Genomic DNA, 25247 nt, shown 5'->3' on the forward strand with positions numbered 1-25247 from the left:
CCATGGCACACCCCTTGCGTCATAATCCCCCACGACGCCACCGCGTCCCAACAACATTCCACCCGCTCGCCACCACCGCTCACACAACATGACCCGCTCACCCCTTCGCCCCGCGCGTCGCGCCTGGCTCGCCGCCCTGTTGCTCTCTCCCGTCTTCGCCATCAACGCCCCCGCCGCACACGCCGATACGCTCGACAACATCGCCAAGGCTGGCGTGCTGAAAGTCGCCGTGCCGGAAGACTATCCGCCGTTCGGCTCGGTCGGCCCGGATATGAAGCCGCAAGGCTACGACATCGATACCGCCGCGCTCCTCGCGAAGTCGATGAACGTGAAGCTCGAACTCGTGCCGGTCAACAGCGCGAACCGCATTCCCTATCTGCAAACGGGCAAGGTCGATCTGGTCATCTCGTCGCTCGGCAAGACGCCGGACCGTGAGAAGGTGATCGATTTCTCGACCGCGTATGCGCCGTACTACCAGGGCGTGTTCGGTCCCGCCGACATCAAGGTCGGCGCCCCCGCCGATCTGACCGGCAAGACGGTCGGCGCAACCCGTGGCGCGCTCGAAGAAATCGCCCTCACGCAAATGGCGCCGAACGCCACCATCAAGCGCTTCGAAGACAACAACGCAACCATCGCCGCATTCCTCTCGGGCCAGGTCCAGTTGATCGCCGCCGGCAACATCGTCGCGGCCGCGATCCTCGCGAAGAATCCGCCGCGCCGCCCGGAACCGAAGTTCGTCATCAAGAACTCACCGTGCTTCGTCGGCATGAACAAGAACGAACCGCGCCTGCAACAGAAAGTGGACGCGGCCATCGCTCAAGCCCGTCAGGACGGCACTCTCAACACGATGTCGAAGAAGTGGTTCGGCGCACCATTGCCGGCTGATCTGTAAGCGCGTCGTTAGCCGAACTTGATACCGTGGCTGGCTTATCCGGCGTCGCACCCGTCATGGACAAAGCCCGTGCCTCGCACGCGATCGCAGCCATGACGCGCGGCGCCTTCCATAGTTGCGGGCGGTTCGACCCGGAACCGCTGCAACGATTGTCAAAACCCAAAGCACCCATTCGACGAAGCTGACTCGATGAAGCTAACACCCCGCGAGAAGGACAAGCTGCTGATCTTCACCGCTGCGCTGCTTGCCGAACGGCGCCGCGCGCGCGGCCTCAAACTGAACTATCCGGAAGCGGTCGCCTTCATCAGCGCCGCGCTGATGGAAGCGGCCCGCGACGGCAAGACCGTCGCCGAGGTCATGCACTACGGCACCACGCTGCTCACGCGCGACGATGTGATGGAAGGCGTACCGGAGATGATCCCCGACATCCAGGTCGAAGCCACGTTCCCCGACGGCACCAAGCTCGTCACCGTTCATCACCCGATTCCCTGATCAAGCAAGGCAGGCGCACATGATTCCCGGCGAACTCCTCACCGACGACGGCGAACACGAACTCAACGCGGGCCGCGCCACCGTCACGGTGGTCGTGTCGAATACCGGCGACCGGCCGGTGCAGATCGGTTCGCACTATCACTTCTATGAGGTGAACGAAGCACTCGCCTTCGACCGCGAAGCTGCGCGCGGCTTCCGGCTGAACATCGCGGCGGGCACCGCCGTGCGTTTCGAGCCGGGCCAGGAGCGCACCGTCGAACTGGTCGAACTGGCGGGCGAGCGCGTCGTCTACGGCTTCAACGGCAAGGTGATGGGCAAGCTGTGAGGCGCCGCGCGCGTCCGCCTGCTCCAACCGCCCTGCCCATTTCCGGACCCACAACATGACCTTACGCATTGGCCGCCGCGCATACGCGGAAATGTTCGGCCCCACCACCGGCGACCGCGTGCGCCTCGCCGATACCGAGTTGCTGATCGAAGTCGAACGCGACTTCACCACCTACGGTGAAGAAGTGAAATTCGGCGGCGGCAAAGTGATCCGCGACGGCATGGGCCAGTCGCAGCGCGTGCATGCCGACGTGGTCGACACGGTCGTCACGAACGCGGTGATTCTCGATCACTGGGGCATCGTCAAGGCCGACATCGGCATCAAGAACGGCCGCATTGCCGCAATCGGCAAAGCGGGCAACCCCGATATCCAACCGAACGTGACGATTGCGATCGGCGCCTCCACCGAAGTGATCGCGGGCGAAGGCCTGATCGTGACAGCGGGCGGCATCGATACGCACATTCACTTCATCAGCCCGCAGCAGATCGAGGAAGCGCTCGCGAGCGGCGTGACCACGATGCTCGGCGGCGGCACCGGCCCCGCCACGGGCACGAACGCGACCACCTGCACGCCGGGCCCGTGGCATCTCGAACGCATGCTGCAAGCGGCCGACGGCTATCCGATGAATCTGGGCTTTCTCGGCAAGGGTAATGTGAGCCAGCCTGAACCGGCGCTGGAGCAGATCGCCGCCGGTGCGATCGGCCTGAAACTGCATGAAGACTGGGGCACGACGCCGGCCGCGATCGACAACTGCCTCTCGGTCGCCGACGACACCGACACGCAGGTCGCGATTCACACCGACACGCTAAACGAAGCGGGTTTTGTCGAAGCGACGGTGGCCGCGTTCAAGGGCCGCACGATACACACGTATCACACGGAAGGCGCGGGCGGCGGCCACGCACCGGACATCATCAAGGTATGCGGCGAAGCCAACGTGCTGCCCTCGTCGACCAATCCGACGCGCCCGTACACCGTCAACACGCTCGAAGAGCATCTCGACATGCTGATGGTGTGCCACCACCTTGACCCATCGATCGCTGAAGACATCGCGTTTGCCGAATCGCGCATTCGCCGCGAAACGATCGCGGCCGAAGACATCCTGCACGATCTCGGCGCACTGTCGATGCTGTCGTCGGATTCGCAGGCCATGGGCCGGGTGGGTGAAGTCATCATCCGCACGTGGCAGACCGCGCACAAGATGAAGGTGCAACGCGGCGCGCTGCCCGAAGACACCGCGCGCCACGACAACTTCCGCGCGAAGCGCTACGTCGCCAAGTACACGATCAACCCGGCGATCACGCACGGCATCGCGCATGAAGTCGGTTCGATCGAGCCGGGCAAGTGGGCCGATCTGGTGTTCTGGGAGCCGGCGTTCTTCGGCATCAAGCCGTCGCTGATCCTGAAAGGCGGCATGATCGCGATGGCGCAGATGGGCGACCCCAATGCGTCGATTCCCACGCCGCAACCGGTGCACTATCGCGAGATGTTCGCGACACGCGGCGGCGCACTCGGGCGCACGTCGCTGACCTTCGTCTCGCAGATGGCCGCCGATGCGGGCGTCGCCGAACGTTATGGCCTGAACAAGCGTATCGTTGCGGTCAGGAACTGCCGCAACATCACGAAGGCAGACATGATCCACAACGCGTGGCGTCCGGCGATCAGCGTCGATCCGGAAACCTATCAGGTGATCGCGGACGGCCAGTTGCTGACCTGCGAACCGGCCACCGTGCTGCCGATGGCGCAACGCTATTTTCTGTTCTGAACCATGCGCACCCTCGACAAACTGATTGCCCCGCATCTGAAACTCGCACCCGTGCTGGTGAAGCGCGCGCCGACCTTGACGCTCGCGTTCGACGAGCGTCGCAAGAGCCGGCTCGCGGCCACGCTCGATAGCGGCGAAGAAGTCGCGCTGCTGTTGCCGCGCGGCACGGTGCTGCGCGACGGCGATGTGCTGGTGGCCGACGACGGCGGCCTAGTGCGCGTCGTCGCCGCGCCGGAGGCGGTGCTCTACGTGCGTGCGAAAGACGCGTTGACGCTCACGCGCGCCGCCTATCATCTCGGCAATCGTCACACGCCGGTGGAAGTCGGCGCGGACTATCTGAAGCTCGAATACGATCCGGTGCTGGCCGATATGCTCAAGCGCATCGGCGCGACAGTCGACCAGGTGTCGATGCCGTTCCAGCCGGAATCCGGCGCGTATGGCGGCGGGCATAAGCATGGTCACGACGAGACGTTCGCCGAAGACTATGCACTCGCGCAGCAGGTGTACGGCGAGCATCATGGGCACGTGCATTCGCACTCGCATGACCACGAGCATGGGCATGGCCACGCGGAACACGGCCATTCGCATGGCCACGGCCACAGCCACGGCGAAGGCCATGCCCACGATCACGATCACGGCGATCACGTCCACGACGAATCGTGCGGCCACGGCCATCACCCTCATCATGCGCATCGCTGAACTCACGGCACTGCTGCATCTTGCGTCGCCGGCGCTGCCGATTGGCGCGTTCAGCTACTCGCAGGGCCTCGAAGCGGCGATCGAAGCGCAGTTGATCACCAACGCCGATTCCGCCCGCGCCTGGATCGCGAGCGGCCTGACCGACGTGCTCGCGCACGGCGAGCTGCCGTTCCTCGCGCATCAGATGGAACGCTGGCGCGCGCATGACGTCGCGGGCCTCGCCGAAGCCAACAGCGAATTCCTGGCGAGCCGTGAATCGGCGGAATTGCGCCGCGAAACTGAGCAGATGGGCTGGTCGTTGCGCCAGTTGTGCGTATCGCTCGAATGGGGCGATGCCCACCGGCGCGCGACGCTTGCCTCGATCACGCCGCTCGCTCAACCCACCGCTTTCGCCTTCGCCGCCTATGCGCACGACGCCGCTGCCGACGCCGCCCTCGCCGCCTACGCCTTTAGCTGGGTCGAGAACCAGGCCGCCGCCGCATTGAAGGCCGTGCCGTTGGGGCAACTCGCCGGGCAACGCATTATCGTCGCACTGCGTGAGCCAATCGATGCCGCCGTCACGCGGGCTTTGGCCACGTCGCTCGAAAACATCAACACCTTCGCGCCGCAACTCGGCATTCTGTCGGCGCGTCACGAGTCGCAGTATTCGCGGCTCTTCCGCTCATAAACGGCTCATCATCGGCTCCTAATCGGCTCAACCGCCGGCTCTTAAAACGATCCATCATGAACGCACCTCATCATTCCGCCCATTCGTCCGTGCGCACGAAAAAACTGCCGCCGCTGCGGGTGGGCGTCGGCGGCCCGGTCGGCTCGGGCAAGACCACGCTGCTCGAAATGCTCTGCAAGGCGATGCGCGAACAGTACGACCTCGTCGCGATCACCAACGACATCTACACGAAAGAGGATCAGCGTCTGCTGACGGTGGCGGGCGCCTTGCCGGCCGAACGGATCATGGGGGTCGAGACGGGCGGCTGCCCGCATACGGCGATTCGTGAAGACGCCTCGATCAATCTCGAAGCCGTCGACCGCATGCTGACGCGTTTTCCCAATGCGGATATCGTATTCATCGAATCGGGGGGCGATAACCTCGCGGCGACGTTCAGCCCCGAACTGTCGGACCTGACGATCTACGTGATCGACGTGGCGGGCGGCGAGAAGATTCCGCGCAAGGGCGGACCGGGCATCACGAAGTCCGATCTGCTGGTCATCAACAAGACGGACCTCGCGCCGATGGTCGGCGCGAATCTCGACGTGATGGCTTCGGACGCAAAGAAGATGCGCGGCGAGCGGCCCTTCGTGATGTGCAATCTGAAGGCGCTCGACGGCTTGGATGTGGTGGTGAAGTTTATCGAGAAGAAGGGGTTGCTGAAGGTTTGACGCTTCACTCGCCCGGATGGCATTCAAGCAGGAATGCCATCATTTCGGACCCGTCCTTCGACAGATAGAAGCGCACCATCTTTTCGTTGAAGTCGGCCGCGCGTTGCGCGGGGACACTGATCGCATCAATACCGTTGGCCATCAGCACGCCGTTCATCATGAAACGGGACGTGCGCTTGTTGCCATCGAAGAAAAACTGCTGCAGGGCACCGAAGAGAAAAAAAGCACAACCGCGTTCGAACGCACTGGAGACCTGATCAGTCAGCGCGCGGGTGCCTGCGGCAAAAACCCGGCTGAGTTCAGGCGCGCCCGGCAACGTTGGCAATGGCGTATATCGACCTGCCTCACCCAACGCGACATCAGGCGTATATCGCGTTTCCTCGCCTTCCCCTTGAAACACACCCCATTCAAGGGCTTCGTTACGTGCAACAAGGCGGTGCAGATCGCAAAACGTGGCCTTATCGAGCGCAAATTGCCCTTTTTGCACGATTGCCAGCAAATACTTCGAACTCTCGGCAAGGTTCAGAATCTGCTCCTGGTCGGAAATTTTCCGGCCGCCCACGGTGATACCGTCCAGCAGCGTCTTGACCTCGGGAAACGTAAACGGATTCCCCTCGAGCACACTCGCATCCCACACGAACTCCGGCAACATTCGATGAAAACGGAAGCACACTCGTTTGATCGAGTGGGTCGGGATGTCTTGTGGAATCGCAGCGCGATCCCATTGAAAGCCGAGGTCGGTAAAAAGCGTCATCGCAGGCGGTGAGAGATCGGTTTAAATCACAGGGCCGGAAACGAACAAGCCCAATCTTCGCAGAATATATTATTCATCGGCGAGCAACGCACCACGTTAACGGAGCCCACTCACTCCAATTCCGGCAACAACGCCATCAACACATCGACAGTCCGCGCCGTCGCGCCGCGATGGCGCGCGGCGAATGCCGAAGCCGCGCCGCCCATGGCCAGCCTTCTGGCCTTGTCGCCGAACAACTCGCGCAATGCGCGGGCCAGATCGGCCGGGTCCTGCACCTGCACCGCGGCGCCCGCCGCCACGGCATCGGTGGTGGCCTGCGTGAAGTTGAACACGTGCGGTCCGATCAGCACCGGCACGCCGACCGCGCATGCCTCGATCAGATTCTGCCCGCCGAGCGGCAGCAAACTGCCGCCGATGAACGCCAGATCCGAAGCGGCATAGTAAGCGCCCAATTCGCCCATCGAATCGCCCAGTAGCACGTTCACGCCGGCAGGCATTGCCGGCACAGCGCCACCGGCCACAGCCGCCGACGCCACCTTCGCATCCGGCGCCCACGTCGAACGGCGCTCGAGGCTCAATCCGGCCTTCTCGACCAGCGCGGCGACTTCGTTAAAGCGTTGCGGATGACGCGGCACCAGAATCAGCAGCGCCCCCTCAACACCGAGCGCGGCGAACGCCTGCAGCACCAGTTCCTCTTCACCCTCGCGCGTACTCGCCGCGACCCACACGGCGCGCGTGCCGATGGCCGCGCGCCATGCATGGCCACGCGCCGCCAGTTCGGGCGGCGTGTTCATGTCGAATTTCAGATTGCCGAGCACCGCCACGTTGCGCGCGCCGAGTGCGGTCAGCCGTTCGGCATCTGCCGGACTCTGCGCCAGCACGCGCGCAAAACCGCCGAACACGTCTTTCGTCGCACTCCCGAACTTCGCCGCGCGCTTATACGAGCGCGCCGACATGCGCGCGTTGGTCAGCACGAGCGGCACGTCAGCGCGACGGCATTCGTCGATCAGCGTCGGCCACACTTCGGTTTCCATGACCAGACCAAGCGACGGCCGCCATGCCCGCAAAAACCGCCGCACCGCATGCGGCATGTCGTAGGGCAAATAGCTGCGCATGACACGGTCGCCGAAAATCTGCTCGCCGGTGGCACGGCCGCTCGGCGTCATGTGGGTGAGCAGAATACGGGCGTCGGGACGCGCTTTCATCAGCGCGTCGATCAGCGGTTGCGCGGCGCGCGTCTCACCCACGGACACCGCATGCACCCAGATCAGCGGCGCGTTGTCTTCCGGCAGACGGCCATGCGAGTAACCGAAACGCTCGCCGATATGCTCGCGATAACCGCGCTCCTTGCGCGAACGGATCAACAGGCGCAACACCGCCAGCGGCGCGACGATCCACCACAACGCGTTATAAATCGCCCTCAGCATCGGCGCTCCGCGTGCGTGAACGTGCGCAGAAGCGGCGCGTTTAACCGGGTCGGCCAAAGAAACGCGGCGCTCAAACCAGCGCCCTGCCCTTCAGGCGCTCGAGAATACCGAGCGGCGCACATTCGGGCTGCGCCATCGCCTTGACCGGCAGGAAAAAGGTCTGCTCCAGCATGAACTGGCCAGACATCACCGCGTGCGATGTCTGATCCGAGAAACACACCCATACGCTGCCGGGCGGAAACGGCATGGTCTCCTGCGGGCTCGATTTCTGATAGTCGAGATCGGCCTTCATGCCGTCATGCAGATGCAGCATCAGATGGTCGTACTCGCTGCGCTGCGACTTGGTCACATGCAGCAGGTTCAGCAGCCACGCCGAGCCCGGCATTTGCGGCTTGATGCGCGGCAGGAAGCGTTTGGCCATGTCCTCGAACGGCTCGCCGACGCGCCACACGCGCGGCGTGCCATGCGGATTGACGTTGGTGAACACGCGCAGAATGCGCTCGCCGTAATTCGGCCGCGACGGGAAAGCGTCCACATGCAGGCGGCTATCGTCTTTGCGCCACGACGTGTCGCGCGTTTCCACCTGATGCAGCCGCAGGCTGGTCGGCGCCACGCGCAGCCGGCCGTTGTATTCGGGAAAGAGCCCGTCGACCAGCGTGCGCGAATTGGATTGATAACGCGCGATCAGCGCGCGCACCGCGGATTGCGTGACGGCGTCGCCGGCAACGCCATGCAAGGCCCCGCCATTGGGTTCGAGGCTGATGTTCTTGCGGCTCGGGTCGGCGAGCGCGGGGTCGAGCAGCGCCTGTTCGCCGCCTTCGATCGCGAAGCGCAGGTTCGGGAAATACAGCACCTTGCCGCGTTCGACGCCGGCGAGCAGCGTCTCGCGCGGCACGGACAGGTTGCGTCCGTGCCAGTCGGCGTTCGCTACTTCGATGATCTGGGTTTCGTTCATGGTCGCCCTTGAAAACGGATGGAGCGCAAGGCGAAGCGCCCCGGACGGGTTATAGCAGGCCGAAGCCCGCCAGTGCCGACTTCACCTGTTGCAGCGTGGGCGGCTGTCCGGCCGTGCCGAGATTGACGACGTTCGGCGACCAGTAGCCGCCGGTGCGCCACGCAGTGGCGAAATTGTACAACTCGACTGTAGGACGCTTCAGCGCCGCCGCGATGTGGACCAGACCTGTGTCAACCCCGACCGTCGCGGCCGCGCCGTCGATCAGGCCAACCACGGCGGGCAGCGAGAGTTTGGGCGGCACGATGGCGGCCGCGCCGAATTCCCGCGCGAGCCGCTCGCTGGTGGCGCGCTCTTCCTCGCTGCCCCACGGCAGCACGATGGAGGCGCCGCGCCGCACCAGCGACTGCCCCAGTTCTATCCACGCGGTATCCGGCCACTGCTTGTCGGCGCGCGAGGTCGCATGCACGAACACCACGTAAGGCACCGGCAAATTCAGATTCGCCTCCGACAAAGCCAGCGCGGCACGCCCAGTGTCGATGCCGAAGTCGATGTCGTCGGTAGGTTGCGGCTGCGGGTCGTTCAGCGCCGCGGCCACCAGTTGCCGCGTGCGTTCGACCACATGGGTGCGCGGCTCGATCGGCACGCGCTTGCCGTAGAAGAAACGCACCGGCCATTCGAAGCCGGCGCCGTCGGTGCGGTTGGCGAGGCCGACGAGCGGCCCGCGCGCCATGCTCGCGACCCACGCGGTCTTGATGAGCCCCTGGCAGTCGATCACGAGATCGTAGTGCTCGGCGGCGAGCGCCCGGCGAAACGCGCTGATCTCCCGCCAGTTGTCGAGCGACAGAATGCGCTTGCGCCAGCGTCGCAGCGACACGGGAATCGCCCGGCCCACGCCGCTCACGAGTTGCACGAGCCCGACGAAGCTCTCTTCGACGAGCCAGTCGATCTGCGCGTCGGGATGGCGGCGGCGGATGTCGGCGATCACCGGCATGTTGTGAACGACGTCGCCCAATGACGACACCCTCACGATTAGTATCTTTTTCACGCTCAAGTGGGGAAAACCGGCTATCCGGCCCGAAAAACCAGTGAAAGGACGGCAATTTTAGCGCGTCGCATGTCAATCCCACGAAAAAACGCGGCGCGGTAAGTAAAACCCGCGCCGCGTCGGACGGCTGGTGCGGCTCGAAACGAACCGCGCCGCCGCTTCAGCCTTCAGAACGGCAGCTTCGCGTCGGCCTTCTCCGCGAGGATCACGCGGCGGAAGTCTTCCTGGATGCGCTTGAGCGCCGCATCGTTATCGGCTTCGAAACGCATCACCACCACCGGCGTGGTGTTCGACGATCGTGCCAGACCAAAGCCGTCCGGATACTCGACGCGCAGGCCGTCGATCTTCACGACGTCGTCCGCGCCGGTGAACTGCGCATTCTTCTGCAGACGCGCGATCAGTTCGAAGTTTTCGCCTTCTTCAAGCTTCAGTTGCAGCTCCGGCGTGGAGTTCGAATTCGGCAGCGAGTTCAGCAGCTTGCTCGGGTCCGCCACGCGCGTGAGAATTTCCAAGAGACGCGCGCCGGTGTACAGGCCGTCGTCGAAACCGTACCAGCGGTCCTTGAAGAACACGTGGCCGCTCATTTCGCCCGCGAGCGGCGCGCCGGTTTCACGCAGCTTTGCCTTGACGAGCGAGTGGCCGGTCTTCCACATGAGCGGCTCGCCGCCTTTGTCCTTGACCCACTTGGCGAGGTTGCGGGTGCACTTCACGTCGTAAATGATCTGTGCGCCCTTGTTGCGCGACAGGACTTCTTCGGCGAACAGCATGAGCTGACGGTCCGGATAGATGATCTGGCCGTCTTTGGTGACTACGCCCAGACGATCGCCGTCGCCGTCGAACGCGAAACCGATTTCAGCATCCGTCGCCTTCAGCGCGCGGATCACGTCCTGCAGGTTTTCCGGGTGAGCCGGGTCCGGGTGATGATTCGGGAAGTTGCCGTCGATCTCGGTGAACAGTTCCACCAGTTCGCAGCCGAGCTTCTTGAAGAGCTTGGGTGCGAGACCGCCGGCCACGCCGTTGCCGGTGTCGACCACGATCTTGATGGGACGCGCGAGCTTGACGTCGCTCGCGATGCGATCCAGATACGCGTCCGCAATGTCGTATTCAGCGTACGTGCCGCTGCCTTCAGAGAAGTTCTCGTCGACGATGCGCTGATGCAGCGCGAGAATCTGTTCGCCGTAAATGGCCGCGCCGCGCAGAACCATCTTGAAGCCGTTGTAATCAGGCGGATTGTGACTGCCCGTCACCACGATGCACGAATCGACACGGCGCTCGCCGCTGCCGAGCTGCAACGGCACGCTGGCCGCGAAGTAGCCGACCGGCGTGGGCACCATGCCCACATTGACCACGTCGACGCCGGCTGCGCGCAGGCCGTCCGACAGAGCCTGGATCAGTTCGGGACCCGACAGGCGGCCGTCACGCGCGACCACCACCGCGTCGCCGCCTTGCGCGCGCACTTCGGTGCCGAACGCGCGGCCGATCGAACGCGCTGCGTCGGCGTCGAGCGTCTTGCCGATCACACCGCGAATGTCATACGCCTTGAAAATAGATTTGGAGATCATATTGGCTCACTTGCGTGCAATAGAAAATTTTGACCGGCGCACCGATGGTGAATCGGTAAAACATGGCGGTGAATCACTGCGATGCGCCCTTGCCGGAAGCGATCCGGTTCCAACTTATAATTGCGCTTTTCGGACCAGACTTATAACACCATTCTAATGCTTAGACGCCCTCCAATTGTAAAGTTGCCGCGCCGCTCGGCCGGGTGGGCAAATGCACACATGGCGTCTTTTTCGCGCCTCACGCGGTGCGCGTGGGCGGTGCAAACAGGCCGGCAAACGGACCCGCAAGCGGCCATCGGATGCTGACGCTCAAACGCTTCGCCAATCCAGATGTCACGCGCGCCTTCACGAATATCGTCTGGCTCGGGCTGGAGCGGCTCACGCAGATCGGCGTGGCAATCGTGATCAGCGGCATGCTGGCGCGCTACTTCGGGCCGGACACTTTCGGCAAATGGCAATACGCCAACACGCTGCTGCTGGTGCTCTCCCCCATTACCTGGGTATGCGGCGCGGAAATTCTGGTGCCCACCATCGTCAACCGGCCGCCCGCGCAGCTCGGCACGGTGCTCGGCAGCGCGTTCGCGCTGCGCATCTCCGTGTCGGTCGCAGCCTTGCTGCTCACGTGGCTCGGCATCGCACTGCACTTCTTCGAGCCGCTGGTGGGCGCAATGCTCGCCGGTCTCGCCGTGACCATGCTGTTTCGCGAGCCGTTCGTCGGCGTAATCAATGCATGGCTGCAGAGCATGACCTACAGCAAGCCGCAGTTGCTCACCAGCATGAGCACCGCGGTGCTGAAGGCCGCCCTCGTCTATCTGCTGGTGCGCGCGGCGGCCGCGCCCGCGCGCTTCGGCTGGTTGTGGGCGCTCGAATCCGCCGCGATTGGCGCCGTCCTCCTGATTTACTACATCCGCCGGCATGGCGGCCGGCTTGGCTGGCACGTCGACCGTTCGCTCTTCAAGCACTTCGCAAGCGCGGGCACGGTGTTCTGGCTGGGACTGATCTGTATGTATCTGTTCCTGAAACTGGACCGGCTCATGCTCGAACGGGCGATCTCGTTCGCCGACCTCGGCCGCTATTCCGCCGCCCAGCAGTTGAACGAAAACTGGATCACCCTCGCGCTGATGCTCTCCCAGACCATCGCGCCCGCCTTCGTCTACCGCGTGCAGGACGCCGCGCAACTGCGCCGCAATATTTGGCGGCTCACCGCGATGACCGCCGCGTTGATGGTGGGCGGCGCGATCGTGCTCGATCTGCTCGCAGGGCTCATCATCCGCCGCGTGTTCGGGCCGGACTTCGAAGGGGCGATCGAGATTTTCCGCTGGGCCGTGTGGCTGTCCGTGCCGGCCGGCATCGAGGCGATCGGCAATCTGATCGTGCTCAAATACCAGGCGAAATTCGTACTGCTCTCGAAGTGGCTGCTGGCGCTCGCCGTCGCCTTCGTGGTCAATCTGCTGGCCATTGCGCGGCTCGGCGCCTATGGTGCGCTGGTGGGGCTCGCGGCGGGCTATCTGGCCGCCGCTTCAGTTAATTTTTATTACATTCGTTTCAAATTGCGCCCATGACGAACGCATCCGCCACCGCGCAAATGGCCCTCGACGACGTCGCGGTGCTGATCCCCGCCTACAACGGCCAGGCCGATGTCGATATGACGCTCGCGTCGTTCAGTGAAAGCGCGCCGGTGCACGTGCTGATCGTCGACGACGGCAGCACGCCGCCGATTGTCGCGCCGGCGCTCGCCAACCTGCGGATCGAAGTGCTGCGCATGGCGCAGAACGGCGGCATCGAGCGGGCCTTGCAGACCGGCATCGACGCCCTCGCCCAACGCGGCTTTCGCTACGCGGCCCGCATCGACGCGGGCGATCGCAGCGTGCCGCAACGGCTCGCGAAACAGCGCGCATACATGGAATCGCATCCGCGTGTGGCCGGCCTCGGCATGTGGACGCAGGTCGTCACGCGCGACGGCAAGCCGTTGTTCATGCTGACGCCCCCCGCTGAACCGGACGCCATCCGGCGCTTGCGCTTCTTCCGTTCATGCCTCGCGCATCCTTCGATGATGCTGCGCATCGACGCCGTGCGCGAACTGGGCAACTACCGCGCCAGGTACCGTTCCGCGGAAGATCTCGATCTGTTCCTGCGTCTGATGGAACGCTACGACTGCGCGAACCTGCCGGAGCTCGGGCTTTACTACGAGCTCAACGAAGGTGGCATCAGCGCGACGAAGCGGCGCCGCCAGATCGGCTCGACGCTCCGGCTGCAGTTGCGCTACTTCAACGCAGTCAATCCGTACGACTGGCTCGGCCTCGCCAAAAATCTGCTGCATCTGGTCACGCCTTACGGCGCGCTGCGGCGGATCAAAGGCCTGCTGCTCGCGCCGCGCGCAGGCCACTAAGGCTGGGCCACCAAGTTGGGCCACCAGATCATTCCATCCCACATTCACCGCCGAGCTCGTTCCCGCATGAAGCCTGCCTTGAAGTCGACGCCCGCGTTGCGCATTACACTCGTGTGTAACACCGCCTGGGCAATCTATACCTACCGGCAAGGGCTGATCCGTATGCTGGTCGGACGTGGCGTCGACGTGACGGTGCTCGCGCCGCGCGACCGCACGTTCGAGCTGCTCACCGCCATGGGCTGCCGCTGCATCGAATTGCCGGTTGCGTCCAAAGGCACGAGCCCGCGCGACGACCTGCGCACGCTTTACGCGCTTTACCGGCAATATCGGACCATCCGCCCGCATGTGGTGTTTCATTACACGATCAAGCCGAACATCTATGGCTCCATCGCGGCGAAACTGGCGGGCGTGCAATCGGTTGCGGTTACAACCGGATTGGGCTACGTGTTCATTCAGCAGAGCCGCGCGGCCCAGGTGGCGAAAAAGCTGTATCGTTTCGCGTTCCGTTTCCCACGCGAAGTCTGGTTTTTGAATCGGGACGATCAGGCCGCGTTTGTCGAGCAGAATTTGTTGGTGCATCCTGAGCGTGCGCGGCTGCTGCATGGCGAAGGCGTCGATCTCGCGCAATTTGCGTTTACGCCCTTGCCCGAGCAGCCGGAATTCAGGTTCGTGCTGATCGGCCGGTTGCTGTGGGACAAAGGAGTCGGCGAATACGTGGAAGCCGCGCGGCGTCTGCGTGAACGTTATCCGCATGCGCGGTTCCAGTTGCTCGGTCCGGTGGGCGTCGACAACCCCAGCGCGATCACGCGTGAAGAAGTGGCCGCGTGGGAGCGGGAAGGCATCATCGAGTATCTTGGAGAGGCGCATGACGTGCGGCCTATTATCGCCGGCGCGGATTGCGTCGTCTTGCCTTCGTACCGCGAAGGCGTGCCGCGCACGCTGATGGAAGCGTCGGCGATGGGCCGGCCGATCGTCACGACCAACGTGCCGGGCTGCCGCGAGGTGGTGACGGAAGGCGTCAATGGATTGCTGTGCGAAGCGCGCAATGCGCAAAGTCTCGCGGCCACGCTGGCGCGCATGCTCGACATGAGCGGCGCCGAGCGCCGGGCCATGGCGGAACGCGGCCGGAAGAAAGTCGCGGAAGAGTTCGACGAGCGCGTGGTCGTCGAAACGTACAAAGACCTGGTGCAAAAAATGACGGGCGTTTTACTTTAACGGAGCAACAGCATGACCACGAAGGGCACGATTCTGGTAACGGGCGGCGCGGGCTTTATCGGCTCGCACACCTGTGTCGAACTGCTGAACGGCGGTTACGACGTCGTGGTAATCGACAATCTCGTGAACAGCAACCGCGAATCGTTGCGGCGCGTGGAGACAATCACCGGCAAGGCACTGGCCTTCTACGAAGCCGATGCACGCGACGAAGCAACGCTCAACCGGATTTTCGACGCACACCCGATCACCGGCGCGATTCATTTCGCCGCGCTGAAGGCGGTGGGCGAATCGGTCGCCAAACCCATCGAGTACTACAGCAATAATGTGGGCAGTTTGTTGACACTGCTCGGCGTGATGCGTGAACGCAACGTCAAGCAATTCGTGTTCAGTTCGTCGGCTACCGTGTATGGCGTGCCGAAAAGCTCACCGATCGACGAATCGTTCCCGCTGTCGGCCACGAATCCGTATGGTCAGTCGAAGCTCATCGCCGAGCAGGTTCTGCGCGATCTGGAAGTCGCGGATCCATCATGGCGAATCGCCACGCTGCGCTACTTCAATCCGGTCGGTGCGCACGAGAGCGGCCTGATCGGCGAGGACCCCGCCGGTATCCCGAACAATCTGATGCCTTATGTGGCACAGGTCGCGGTCGGCAAACTCGAAAAGCTGCGCGTGTTCGGCGGCGATTATGAAACGCCCGACGGCACCGGCGTGCGCGACTATATCCACGTCGTCGATCTGGCGCGCGGGCATCTGGCCGCACTCGACGCGCTGGTCAAGCGCGACGCCAGCTTTGTCGTGAATCTCGGCACCGGCCAGGGTTATAGCGTGCTGGACGTGGTGCGCTCATTTGAAAAAGCGTCCGGCAAGCCAGTACCTTACGAGATCGTCGCGCGCCGCCCCGGCGACGTCGCTTCGTGTTTCGCCGACCCGGCGGCGGCCGAGAAGATCATCGGCTGGCGCGCACAGTTCGGCATCGAGCGGATGTGCGCGGATCACTGGCGCTGGCAGTCGGCGAATCCGCAAGGATTCGTCTGAGTTGAATCCAGCTAGACGGCGGCGCGAAGGAGTCGCCTGGCAGGGGCTCCGCCGCCGTCTACTACTACGCAGTTCCACAGGCGTCCTGCCTCTTCAATTAATTAGCCTCACTACACATTTGGCGAACTTCGCAGAGCGCTTATTTTGATCTGACGTATATCGTTTCCAATCAGATTTAAATCATACAAAACTCTCGTTCGGTAAATCCCGCCATTGCGGCTTCATAGCACGCATTTTTTGCGGATAGACGCTATTTGTTTTCACCATATTGATAATAACTTTTAAATTACTTCGGATGCCTACATATCTAGATTTTTTTAGTGTGCGCTATCAGACAGAGCTATTAGTCCCGCAACGAGAAGATTACAACGCGCCAGTACTTCCATCTAGATGGACAGCCCCATCTCGTCTACCAGAATCTCGACAACGGGAACAGACATATGAAAGACATCGTGCATATCACGGAAGCCTTCGGTGGAGGGGTTCTGTCGATGCTGACCGAGCTTTCCAATCGCGCTGCAGAAGCCGGAGCCAATGTCTCCGTCATATATTCGTTGCGGCGCGAGACCCCCCCGGATTTCGCGCGCCTGTTTCATCCCAAAGTCAAGATGACATATATCGCGATGTGCAGAGAGATCAGCTTCAAGCAAGACTTGTCGAGCCTTCGCGCGCTGGTTCACAACCTTCGTGACCGCAATCCTGAAGTGATCCACCTCCACTCGTCGAAAGCAGGCGTGCTCGGGCGCGCCGCCGCCAAAATAGCGTCGCCTCACGCCAAGGTACTGTACTCGCCGCACGGCCCCGCCTTCCTGCGGCGCGACGTATCGCCCGCCAAACAATACGCCTACCTGAGCTTCGAGCGATTGGCCAACTATATCGGCGGAACGATCGTTGCATGCTCACCCAGTGAACTTCATGAAATCAAGGACAGGGTTCACGCCCGCGCGCCCATCCTGATCGAGAACGGTGTCGACACCAGCGAAATCCCTCTGCATTGCAGGCGAAGCGACGAGAAGGTGTTGATTGGCATGACAGGTCGCGCTTCCTTCCAGAAGAACCATGAACTGTTCATCAAGTTGGCCCACGCACTCCGGGATCCCGCCGTCAATTTTCTGTGGATAGGCGGGAATGCCGAGCAAGTACCGGACTTGTACCAGGACGACGCCGTCACATGCAGCGGCTGGGTAACTCGTGCCCGTGCCCTGGAATTGATGTCTCAGCTCGACGTTTATGTTCAGACGTCTCGCTGGGAAGGCATGCCTTTGGCTCTGATCGAAGCGCAAGTCGCAGGTATCCCAGCAGTGGTCACCAACGTGGTGGGCAATCGGGACATCGTCATTCACTGCGTCACCGGTTTCGTGGCGAGAAACGACGAAGAAATGGCGAATTACCTCGCACTGCTTCGCGATAACCCGACACTGCGGCAGCAGATGGGTGCGGCAGCGAGAAAACGGGCGATGGAGCGCTTCTCGATGGAGGTGATCTTTCGGGAGTGGCGGCAGCTATACGGTCTGGGCGAAGAGCGGAGTCCGCGCAAAGAACCTTTGATCGCCGATATCGCGCTTCCTTATGACGTCAATCGCTAATACCTGCCTTGCGGGGACAACAGTGTGAAGAATATGTATCCGGCTACCCAAACGTTCATCTACAACGGTCGTTTCGCCACTCAGAAGACCACTGGTGTACAGCGCGTCGCACGCGAACTGATCGTCGCACTTGGACGTTTGCCGAACTCCGGCAAAGTCACCGTCGTTGTCCCGCCACAGCCAGGACTTTTGTCCGTGGACGGCACCAATACGGTCAAGATCGGCTTTGGAAAAGGCGTGTTCTGGGAACAACTGGTTCTTCCCCTGTTCGCCGGCAGACACCGCATCGTCAATCTCAGCAATTCGGCTTCGATCTTCCGTCTCAACCAGGTTATCTATATGCACGACGCGGCGGTGTTCGATACGCCCGCCCATTTCTCGTGGCGTTTCCGGGCCTGGTACAGAGTGATGTTCTGGATCCTTGCGAGAACATCGAGTTGTGTAGTGACCAATTCGGATTTCTCGAGGCGGCGTCTCGCCCACCACTGTGGGGTACCGACTGGACGAATCAGTGTGGTTCCGCTAGGCGCCGATCATCTCGATGCCATCGTTGCGGATACAAGCGTGTTGCACGAACATGGTCTCGAGTCGAAGCGCTTCGTGCTCGCCGTCAGCAGTATGAATCCCACCAAGAACTTCGGCCGGATTCTTGAAGCTTTCCGTCAACTCAATGATCCTTCGATCGATCTCGTGATCGTCGGCATGAAGAACACCAGCGTATTCGGCGATGTTCAGGATGTTCAGGACGCCGCGCCCAACATCAAGGCCGTGGGATACGTCAGCGACGAGAAACTGAAAGCGCTGTATCAACACGCACACTGCTTTGTTTATCCGTCGATCTATGAAGGATTTGGCATTCCGCCGCTGGAAGCCATGCGCAACGGCTGCCCGGTGATTGTGGGCCGCTCGTCGGCATTGCCGGAAACCTGCGCGGATGCCGCGCTCTACTGCGATCCCTTTTCGTCGGAAGATATTGCGGACAAGTTGCGTGAGCTACTACGTTTGCCCGACCTGCGGGCAACGTTGATAGAGCGCGGCCGTCTGCACGCCGCCAAGTATCGCTGGGGTGCGAGCGCGGAGAAACTCGCTCAGGTGATCGATCGATCCCGGCGCGCGACATAACGTCGTGCCACGGATTTTTTGTCGACCGGCCTTGCGCCTCGGACCAGTTCGCGTGTCTGCGAGCCAGGTTTCGCACTTAAGGAGAAGATCAGTGAGGTTGGGCATCTATTGCGATTCGGGCGTCAACGGCGGCCATGAGGAAATGCTCAAGCGGCTGATTCTCGCGCTTGCAAAAAGCTCAGGAGTTGTCAGCCTGCATATTCTGGTGCCGGCACACAATGAACTCATGTCGGACTTCGCCAGGGACGTTGCACAACAGTATCGGCAGGTCGTCGTCACCTCATTGCCGTTTACTTCCGAGTCGATTCACCGTAATCCACTCGCCCTATTGTCAGCAACATGGCGAACCGCCGCCATACTGCGCACGCTGGATCTGTCGAAGCTCGTCATTGCCCAAGGCACGATCGTGTCGGCTATGGCCGGCCTGCTTGCTGCGCGACTGACGCGTACAATTGCTGTCAGCTACATCCCTTTGGTCGACGATGCCGCCGCGGCGGGCGCGCCTGCGACAGAGCGAATCAAATCACTCGTTAAACGCGCGCTCTACCAGCTCCCGCAACAGTACATTACGCTCAACGACCATCTGCGCGTCAAACTGCTGAAGCAGGCACCGGAAACGCCTGTGGCGATTCTCGAGAACTATGTAGACAGCCGATTCAGCAATAGCGCTCTCACTCGCGAAACAGCACGCAGCGCGCTCGGATTGCCGCAGACCGGAAAATTCATTTGCGCCCATATTGGCCGGATCCACTTTCAGCATAAGCGACAGGACTTTCTGCTCGCCGCCATCATGCATAACCCCGAGGCGTTTGCGAATGCGCTCGTGCTCATCGTGGGTGAGGGTCCGGACGCGGAGAAACTGCAGCATTTCGTGGGAGCAAGCGAGATTCTCTCGCGTTGCGTCAGGATTGTCGGCCCCCAATCCGATGTACTGCCCTATATCGCGGCAAGCGACGTTGTCGTCTTGCCGTCGGCCTATGAAGGTGTACCGCTCGTCATGATCGAAGCCGTTCTGGCAGGACGTCCTATAGTCGCGTCACAAGTGTCGGCACTCGGCTCCTACTTGCCGGCCGAGTTGCTATTTCCTTCTCACGATCAGGACGCTTTCGTCAAAGCGATATTTTCTGCGCCGGACTATCCGTTGTCCGGCCTCATCGATTCCTATCGCCTGCGGTTCTCGCGCGAAGTGTTCGACGCTCAGGCTCAGCGCGTTCTATTGCAGCCCGTGCCGCAGCGCCGCGTTGCGGACCATCTTGAACACAATGCCTCGGATCTCGGCACAAAGTAACGATCTGTCGAGCAGGAACGTCACGCCGAAAACGGCGGCACCAAGAACAATCTCCACTGCCAGTTGCACGGCATGCCCCACTGACGCATCGAGCAACCTGGACGCGACCCAAACAATCGCGACCATCGGGATCGTCATTCTCAGCGGAACAAAACAGGCGTTGAGAAACTCTCCGAAACTCGGACCGAGTACGCGCTTTAACATCAGATACATGGGTAGAAACGTAATCGCTTCGACCGTGAGAAGCGAAATCGCAACGCCTACCGCGCCGCCCAGATAGGCGCCGGCAATAATCGCGGGCAACATGGCGGTCGTCTTCGCCAGGTTGAACCAGAAACTCAGCCGGATGTTGCCCGTCGCCATCATCAACGATGCGACTGGATTGCCGATGCAGCGGAATGCGCCAACCAGGCAAAGAACCCGCATCACCGGCGCCGCCCACAGCCATTTCGCGCCGAACATGCACACGACAAAATCCGGCGCGACGACCATCAGGCCGAACACCAGAGGAAAATTGAACATGGCCATGAAGCCCGTCAGCTTGAAGTAATTCTGGCGGAGCTTCGCCGTGTCATCCTGAATAATCGAAAAGACGGGAAAGAGTACGCGGGTAAAGAAAGGATTCAGGCGCGCGGGAAAATTGACGGCGCAGTTGAGCGCGAGGTTATAGCCGCCGAGCGTCGCCGCGCCTAATGCACGGCCGGCCACGATGCCGCCGAAATTGACGTTCAGGTAGTTCACCATCGAGTCCATCGCCTGGAATACACCGAAGCTCAGGTACGACCTCGTCTCGGAGAACCTGAACCGCAGTCCCGGTTTGTGCAGCTTTCGCCCATTCAGATTCAGCAGCAGCGTGCGGCAGACCGCGGCGGTCAACGCGCCGAAAATCGGCGAGTACGCGCCAAATCCCCGCAATGCCGCAACGAGCGTGGTGGCGAACAACACCATGCTGGACGCAACCTCGATCTTCGACAGCAGATCGAACATCAACTCGCGCGCCATCAGAGACTGGTATTGCAGGCCATGCGGCGAAATGAAAAACATCAGAGCGGCGAGCGCCACCAGCGACTTCAGTTCCGGCTCCGAAAAGAACCATGCAGCCACACCACTTCCCGCGAGCAGGAATCCGCCAAGAACCGCACCGAACATCACATTGAGCCAGTACAGCGACGAAAGCTCATTCGTGGTCACGTTCTTGCGCTGAACGATCGCCGTGCTCAACCCCATGTCGAGAAACATGTCGGCCAGCGTCGTCACCAGCGACACCATGCTCGCCAGGCCCAGTTCGCCCGGTTTCAGCAAGTGGGCAAGAATAGCCACCTGCAGGAACTGGACGCTGACTATCGAGACCATGGATGCCGCCGACCACTTCGCCCCCGAAATCGCCTTTTCTCGTAATGACATTACTTTCCTTGCTTTTCGTCAAAGAGTACACAGAGCAGAGTCGAGGCACGCGCATCCGGAAGAAAACGAATTCGACCGCGTCCGGGGACGCGGCCGGCGTGTCCGGGCCTGACCGGCAACGTCGCCGGGGATCGGGCCCGGCGGTGTACTCAATAACGCCGGGCGCCAATCAGCCCGTAGTCGTCGTGCTCGCCGTATCGCGAGGGAAGGAATCCGTTGAAAATATGGCCGCCCACATTCGCACCTACGTTCGCCAGCCGTTGCAGCGTTTCTTCGAGCTGGCGAGATCCGGTGTGGTCGGCACGCGAGACGAGCAAAACCAGGTCGCAACCTTGTGCCGCAATCGAGACCGCGTCACTCACGGGAAGAACCGGCGGCGAGTCGATCACCACAAAGTCGTAGCACTCGCGAACCGTCGCCAGCATGTCCGCAAACGCGGGGCTGTTGAGAAGCTCAGCGGGGTTCGACGGGTAAGCGTTTCCTGCACCCAGCACCGACAGATTGGATCCCTCCTGCTTCACGATCGCATCGTCGAGCGCCACGGTCCCCTTCAGCACCTCAGCAAGGCCCGGCCCGCCGTGATCCGGCAACAGGTGACTCAATTTCCCCTGCCGCATATCGCCATCGATCAGAAGGACCGATGCATGCGTTTGCGAAAGCAGATAGGCGAAATTCGACGAAACGAAGCTCTTCCCCACGCCCTGAGTCGGGCCCGTGAACAGGATCACCTTGTTGACCAGCTCACCGCCCGTTCCCGACAGCAACGTTCTCACACTGCTCGGCAACGAGCGTAGCGCTTCAACGCTCGGGTCCCCGGGACTGCTGACCGCCAGCAACTTGGCCGGGCTCGCGAGACGGCCTCGCGATTGCGCACCGTCACGAAGCTGCGCTTTGGACCGTGCAACAACGGCGAGGCGCGGCAAATCCGAAACATAGTCAATTTCCTGCGGTGTGCGAAGTTCCTTGCGCTTGAGCGAAATGAGGTGAACGGCAACCGTAGCGGCAAACAGACCACCGAGAATCGAGCCCAGCAGAACGATCGTCTTACGCGGCCACGACGGCTTTTCCGGTGCGATCGCCCAATCCATGACGCTTACGCCGGGCGCGGTGCTCGCCGCGGCAACCTCGAGTTGCTGAACGTTCGACAACACACCGGTGTAGAGCTGCTTGTTCACGGAGACATCGCTCGACAGCCGCACATACTCGCGCTGCGTGGCCGGCAGATTCTTCGCCACATCAGAGGTTTGCCCGATATCCTGGCCCACCTGATCCAGCTGCTGGACCAAGCCCTTGATGACCGGGCTCTCCGGACCAAACAACTGCCGCTTCTCATCGTATTCGAGCCGCAGGGCCGCCTGCTTTTCAGCAAGCGTATTCATGCGCGAAATGAGCACCACGCCTTGCTGCTCCAAATCAATCGCGTGGTTCTTCATCCGGAAATCGCTGAGACGGTCTTCCGCGGTCTGCAACTCCTTCTTCAATTCCGGCAGACGCGTTTTCAGGGTTTCCAGCTTCAGGCGAGCCTGTGCTGCGCGGTCGTCGACATTGCGTTTGACGAACGCTTGCACAATCGCATTGACCATGAGCTGCGCGGTCACGGGCGAGCTGGATTGGTAGCTCAACTTCATCAGCGACGAGTCCCGCACCGCCGAGTTCAAGCTCGAAACCTGGGTTTTCAGCTGGTTGCTGACGTTTTCGTAGGCCGTTTGCATCGACACTGCGGACAGCGTGAACTCCACGCCCGGACGCGCGCGCAGCACGTCGATCCGCAACTGCGCCGGCGCGCCTGCATCATCCGTTACGACCTGGAATGGCACGGTCTCGCCAACCTGGCCTTTTGCGAGCGGACGTCCGTCCTTGTCAAACAGCGTCCAGCTGCCCGCCTCGCCCGTCACGACGCGAAACTTGTCACCGTACGCGGCGCTCGGCACCTGGAAGATCCCGGGCTTGAGTTGCTCGCCACCCCAGGCGTAGCTGCTTAGCCCCAGGAACGGTTTCGCCAAGTGCGTATCGGCAGCATGGCGGGACGCAAGAAAACGGCCGATCAGCGGAAAGTGACTTTCCGTCTGCACCGTGACATCGGCCCCGGTTTGCGCAATCGCTTCACCGACAATGGTGCGCGAACTCAGAACGTCGCCTTCGTCGTCGGCAGCCTGATCCGCGGACATCGTTCCCGACACGTCGGACAGCGCACTGACCGATGCACCGGGTTTGTTTTGCACGCGCAGCAATGCGTCAGCCCGGTATTGCGGCGTCGCCAGCAGAATGTACAGACCGCCCATGAAGCAGCATGTGCCGAAGATCGCCGCGAATAGCAGCTTGTGCCGGGCAATGTTTCGCCAAAGGCCAGGAAGTCCGTCGTTCCTGGCAGAAGGAACGCTCATTGCCGATTGTCCGATGAATGAACTCATTTCATTTTCCGCGATAAAAGACGAGCGAGACCTCGCTATAACACACGCTTCCAGTCATCAAGCCGCTCATGTGGAAGTGCCGAGGAACCTTTTTCTCACACCGTATATGTGGCATTACGGTGCAACACTGACAAAAACCGGGCCAAGCTTTTCGGGCACCGCGAGCACCCCATTCGTTGTCAGAACCTTCCCGAACATGTCGGTCATGGTTGCATTTCGCGGCAAATTCGATACGTCCAAGTTCAGTCCATTTCCGTCGCCATAAGACCAGATAACATATTTTATTGCGCCAGTTTTTCCGATTAACTTTAGGATGACGTAATTATTACTCTCGTCAATGAAGTATTTCGCACTGGCCGCATTTGCCGTAAATGAAAACAGATACTTCGAAGCGTTATAAGCAGGCAGCCTGTTATTGTTTGCGTCCAGCAGACCGAAGTTGTGCTCCTGATCGGTCGGACTTTCACCGTCGTCGCGCATGTCGTAATAGGTCGTGAGGCCCACGCCCGCTATCCAGTCGACCAGAAAGCGCCGCACCGTGTATTTGGCCTGTAGTGCCCGCGCGGCGCGTGAATGCCCGTTGCCCATCTCGACGACGTACTTGTAGCCATAGCTCGGGTACGACCACTCCGTCACCCAGACCGCCGGCGCGTTCCTGTATCTGGACAGCTCCTCGCGCAGCACGCGGTAATCCGCAAATACCGACTCCGGATACTCCTGACGATAGGGGTGCACACTGATTGCGTCCGGGCCCCGTAGCGTTTCGCTGGAAATGTCCCCGACGGATCGAATGAACTTGAGGTCGATCTGCTGCACCCCTCCCGTTGCAATCGTCACGCGCGGATTGGCCTCCCGTGCTGCCTTCACGGCAGTCGTCAACAGCCTCCGGTACTTCGACGGTGACGGGTCGGCCAGCCAGTACATTTTGTCGTCCTCTTCGTTCCAGACCTCAAACCTGACGTTGTCCCTGCTATATCGCTTCGCGGACTGGAAAACATATTCCCTGAACGCCGAAAGCTGCTCACTCGAGGTTGGCGGCTGTTCCGGGCTGTACATCTCGTGCTTGTATCCGAGGATAAAAAGCGCACCCAGCCCTCTCTGCGCAAGGTCAGCCACCAGCTTGTCGAACGTCTCGAAATGCCAGCCGCCACCCGCCTGAACCGTTGCCCAGTAAAGGTCCGTGCGAATGAAGGAGAACCCCACGTCTTTCACCGCATCCAGCAACCGGGTATCGTCGATATCGTGGATCGCCACGCCGGTATCGGCCCGTGCTGCGGCAAACGAGGGCAGTTCAATGTAGGGCTTCTCGTCCGTCTTCGCCTCACCACTCAGGGTCACCAGCGGGGCCGCCGGCATGGCAAAGATGCGAATAGCCAGTGAACCCGCGAGCGCAATCGCCAGGCCCACGCAGCCCACCATGACTACGATTCGACGCGACCGTCTGTCTCGCTGAACCTTCATCTACAACCCCCAGGACGAAGCAGTCAGCGCACTACGCCCTGTCAAC

General features: G+C 61.5%; 22 protein-coding genes. 14 read left to right on the forward strand and 8 right to left on the reverse strand.

Annotated features, from left to right (window positions below; genetic code table 11):
* Positions 1–88 precede the first annotated feature (88 nt).
* The 7 genes from A6V37_RS06935 (at position 89) to ureG (ending at position 5547) form a co-directional block, all read left to right on the forward strand.
* On the forward strand, positions 89–892 hold the full coding sequence (locus tag A6V37_RS06935; RefSeq protein ID WP_064272372.1) for a transporter substrate-binding domain-containing protein: 804 nt from the start codon (positions 89–91) through the stop codon (positions 890–892).
* Between the two features lie 189 nt (positions 893–1081).
* Complete coding sequence (ureA, locus tag A6V37_RS06940) at positions 1082–1384, forward strand: urease subunit gamma (protein WP_017773123.1); 303 nt, start codon at positions 1082–1084, stop codon at positions 1382–1384.
* Between the two features lie 19 nt (positions 1385–1403).
* Positions 1404–1709, forward strand: coding sequence for an urease subunit beta (locus tag A6V37_RS06945; RefSeq protein ID WP_064272373.1), 306 nt, complete (start codon positions 1404–1406; stop codon positions 1707–1709).
* A 55-nt stretch (positions 1710–1764) separates the two neighbouring features.
* Positions 1765–3471, forward strand: coding sequence for an urease subunit alpha (gene ureC, locus A6V37_RS06950; RefSeq protein WP_064272374.1), 1707 nt, complete (start codon positions 1765–1767; stop codon positions 3469–3471).
* A 3-nt stretch (positions 3472–3474) separates the two neighbouring features.
* Positions 3475–4170, forward strand: coding sequence for an urease accessory protein UreE (gene ureE / locus A6V37_RS06955; RefSeq protein ID WP_064272375.1), 696 nt, complete (start codon positions 3475–3477; stop codon positions 4168–4170).
* Positions 4157–4837, forward strand: coding sequence for an urease accessory protein UreF (locus A6V37_RS06960; RefSeq protein ID WP_064272587.1), 681 nt, complete (start codon positions 4157–4159; stop codon positions 4835–4837). The genes ureE and A6V37_RS06960 overlap by 14 nt, the downstream gene beginning before the upstream one ends.
* 56 nt (positions 4838–4893) lie before the next feature.
* Complete coding sequence (gene ureG / locus A6V37_RS06965) at positions 4894–5547, forward strand: urease accessory protein UreG (protein ID WP_064272376.1); 654 nt, start codon at positions 4894–4896, stop codon at positions 5545–5547.
* A 4-nt stretch (positions 5548–5551) separates the two neighbouring features.
* On the opposite strand, the gene A6V37_RS06970 is transcribed toward ureG, so the two are convergent.
* From A6V37_RS06970 to A6V37_RS06990, 5 genes are all read right to left on the reverse strand, one after another.
* Positions 5552–6199, reverse strand: coding sequence for a Fic family protein (locus tag A6V37_RS06970; RefSeq protein WP_242665993.1), 648 nt, complete (start codon positions 6197–6199; stop codon positions 5552–5554).
* Positions 6200–6411: 212 nt separating this feature from the next.
* Positions 6412–7728: a lipid IV(A) 3-deoxy-D-manno-octulosonic acid transferase gene (waaA, locus tag A6V37_RS06975; RefSeq protein WP_064272378.1), complete on the reverse strand. Its 1317-nt coding sequence runs from the start codon at positions 7726–7728 to the stop codon at positions 6412–6414.
* Positions 7729–7798: 70 nt separating this feature from the next.
* A complete protein-coding gene (gene kdoO / locus A6V37_RS06980; RefSeq protein WP_064285876.1) occupies positions 7799–8683 on the reverse strand; it encodes a Kdo hydroxylase KdoO in 885 nt (294 codons plus the stop codon).
* Between the two features lie 49 nt (positions 8684–8732).
* Positions 8733–9734, reverse strand: a complete 1002-nt coding sequence (gene waaC / locus A6V37_RS06985) for a lipopolysaccharide heptosyltransferase I (RefSeq protein ID WP_064272380.1) — start codon at positions 9732–9734, stop codon at positions 8733–8735.
* A gap of 161 nt (positions 9735–9895) precedes the next feature.
* The gene (locus A6V37_RS06990; RefSeq protein WP_064285877.1) at positions 9896–11290 is read right to left on the reverse strand and encodes a phosphomannomutase/phosphoglucomutase; all 1395 of its coding nucleotides are present in this window, start codon (positions 11288–11290) and stop codon (positions 9896–9898) included.
* A gap of 299 nt (positions 11291–11589) precedes the next feature.
* On the opposite strand from A6V37_RS06990, the gene A6V37_RS06995 reads away from it, so the two are divergent.
* The 7 genes from A6V37_RS06995 (at position 11590) to A6V37_RS07025 (ending at position 19925) form a co-directional block, all read left to right on the forward strand.
* Positions 11590–12852 carry an oligosaccharide flippase family protein gene (locus A6V37_RS06995; RefSeq protein WP_064272382.1) on the forward strand — a complete coding sequence of 421 codons (1263 nt, stop codon included), beginning with the start codon at positions 11590–11592 and terminating at the stop codon, positions 12850–12852.
* Positions 12849–13679 (forward strand): glycosyltransferase, encoded by an 831-nt coding sequence (locus A6V37_RS07000; RefSeq protein ID WP_064272383.1) that lies wholly within the window; start codon positions 12849–12851, stop codon positions 13677–13679. The genes A6V37_RS06995 and A6V37_RS07000 overlap by 4 nt, the downstream gene beginning before the upstream one ends.
* A gap of 66 nt (positions 13680–13745) precedes the next feature.
* Positions 13746–14894, forward strand: coding sequence for a glycosyltransferase family 4 protein (locus tag A6V37_RS07005; protein ID WP_064272384.1), 1149 nt, complete (start codon positions 13746–13748; stop codon positions 14892–14894).
* A gap of 12 nt (positions 14895–14906) precedes the next feature.
* Complete coding sequence (gene galE / locus A6V37_RS07010) at positions 14907–15929, forward strand: UDP-glucose 4-epimerase GalE (protein WP_064272385.1); 1023 nt, start codon at positions 14907–14909, stop codon at positions 15927–15929.
* A gap of 440 nt (positions 15930–16369) precedes the next feature.
* Positions 16370–17515, forward strand: coding sequence for a glycosyltransferase (locus A6V37_RS07015; RefSeq protein WP_064272386.1), 1146 nt, complete (start codon positions 16370–16372; stop codon positions 17513–17515).
* A gap of 33 nt (positions 17516–17548) precedes the next feature.
* The gene (locus tag A6V37_RS07020; RefSeq protein ID WP_064272387.1) at positions 17549–18637 is read left to right on the forward strand and encodes a glycosyltransferase family 4 protein; all 1089 of its coding nucleotides are present in this window, start codon (positions 17549–17551) and stop codon (positions 18635–18637) included.
* Between the two features lie 52 nt (positions 18638–18689).
* Positions 18690–19925, forward strand: a complete 1236-nt coding sequence (locus A6V37_RS07025; protein ID WP_242665989.1) for a glycosyltransferase — start codon at positions 18690–18692, stop codon at positions 19923–19925.
* Here the strand turns inward: A6V37_RS07025 and A6V37_RS07030 are convergent.
* The 3 genes from A6V37_RS07030 to A6V37_RS07040 form a co-directional block, all read right to left on the reverse strand.
* Positions 19851–21329 (reverse strand): MOP flippase family protein, encoded by a 1479-nt coding sequence (locus A6V37_RS07030; protein WP_064272389.1) that lies wholly within the window; start codon positions 21327–21329, stop codon positions 19851–19853. The two genes, A6V37_RS07025 and A6V37_RS07030, sit on opposite strands and share 75 nt — an antisense overlap.
* Positions 21330–21478: 149 nt before the next feature.
* Entirely contained in the window at positions 21479–23740 is a 2262-nt protein-coding gene (locus A6V37_RS07035; protein WP_064285878.1) for a polysaccharide biosynthesis tyrosine autokinase, read from the reverse strand.
* A 114-nt stretch (positions 23741–23854) separates the two neighbouring features.
* Complete coding sequence (locus A6V37_RS07040) at positions 23855–25159, reverse strand: cellulase family glycosylhydrolase (RefSeq protein WP_064272391.1); 1305 nt, start codon at positions 25157–25159, stop codon at positions 23855–23857.
* Positions 25160–25247 lie beyond the last annotated feature (88 nt).

This window comes from Paraburkholderia ginsengiterrae (assembly GCF_001645125.1).
GTDB lineage: Bacteria > Pseudomonadota > Gammaproteobacteria > Burkholderiales > Burkholderiaceae > Paraburkholderia > Paraburkholderia ginsengiterrae.